This window comes from Escherichia sp. TW14182, from assembly GCF_000208525.1.
In the GTDB taxonomy this organism is placed as follows: Bacteria; Pseudomonadota; Gammaproteobacteria; order Enterobacterales; family Enterobacteriaceae; genus Escherichia; species Escherichia ruysiae.
This window is the reverse complement of record NZ_AEJZ01000407.1, coordinates 1-1,118: the sequence shown is the minus strand read 5'-3', so window position 1 is coordinate 1,118 and position 1,118 is coordinate 1. Positions and strand designations below refer to the sequence as shown.

General features: G+C 43.6%; 1 protein-coding gene and 1 pseudogene. One reads left to right on the top strand and one right to left on the bottom strand.

What is annotated here, in order from left to right; translation table 11 throughout:
- Window positions 1–34: 34 nt before the first annotated feature.
- A complete protein-coding gene (gene uspF / locus EQY_RS0122565; RefSeq protein ID WP_001082294.1) occupies window positions 35–469 on the top strand; it encodes a universal stress protein UspF in 435 nt (144 codons plus the stop codon).
- 542 nt (window positions 470–1,011) lie between these two features.
- Here uspF and EQY_RS27095 read toward each other — a convergent pair.
- A pseudogene (locus EQY_RS27095) lies at window positions 1,012–1,118 on the bottom strand (DUF4376 domain-containing protein); the annotation flags it as partial.

Below are 1,118 nucleotides of genomic sequence, written 5' to 3'. Positions count from 1 at the left end.
GCCTTGCAAACGGGATGTGTTCATATAAGGTTTTATGAACAGAACGATTCTTGTCCCTATCGATATTTCCGATTCAGAATTAACTCAACGCGTGATTAGTCACGTTGAAGCCGAGGCAAAGATTGATGATGCAGAGGTTCATTTCCTGACGGTAATACCTTCGCTGCCCTACTATGCCTCTCTGGGTTTAGCGTATTCCGCAGAATTGCCGGCAATGGATGACCTGAAAGCGGAAGCTAAATCGCAACTGGAAGAGATAATTAAAAAATTCAAACTGCCGACTGACAGAGTGCATGTTCATGTTGAAGAAGGTTCGCCAAAAGACCGCATTCTGGAAATGGCGAAAAAGATCCCTGCTCATATGATCATCATTGCCTCCCATCGACCGGATATCACCACCTACCTGCTCGGCTCTAACGCCGCCGCCGTCGTGCGTCATGCAGAGTGCTCCGTGCTGGTCGTGCGCTAAAAACTAACGCCCGCACGTCGCTGCGGGCTTTTTGATTCATTTCGCAAATGTGCTGACATTTTCCCCTCTAATCCGTACCATACACGCCACAGTTTTTATATCAGATTTCTTATGCTGGACATTCCGGCATGACGCATACTCTTCTGATGCCATATAACGAATTGAGTCGCTTTTAAATGTCGCAAAATCAAGAAATTAGTAAGAAAGAACAATACAACCTGAACAAGTAAGGACAATAATCACAACCATCTGACGCATAAGTATTTTATTTATTTTTCAATAAATTAAGACACATCAACAACTACAATAAACCACAATAACCAACATTTTTGTTGTCCCATTTTTGCCCCTTTTACGGCGTTTTGCCCCATTTTTGCCACCACAAAAAATCCTAAACCACACAAATCTAAAACCTACAAATTGCCCCCTTGGATACTTTTCAATAGAATCTGTTCCGGCTGGAAATCATTCAATACTCGCACTATCGAAAGTTATCCAGCCAGCCGCGGTACGTTCTTGCATACGACGTGCCGCGGCTTCTGTTATTTCACTATAAAATTCCTAACCGAATTCAAATCCTCCAGGTTATTCAGCTCTTGCTTCATCTCCCGCTGACGCTGATAAATCTCGTCATTGCGATCGACCTGTG

Coding starts and splice junctions, on each gene's coding strand:
- uspF (WP_001082294.1), top strand. CDS start 35: ATGAACAGAACGATTCTTGTCCCTATCGATATTTCCGATTCAGAATTA.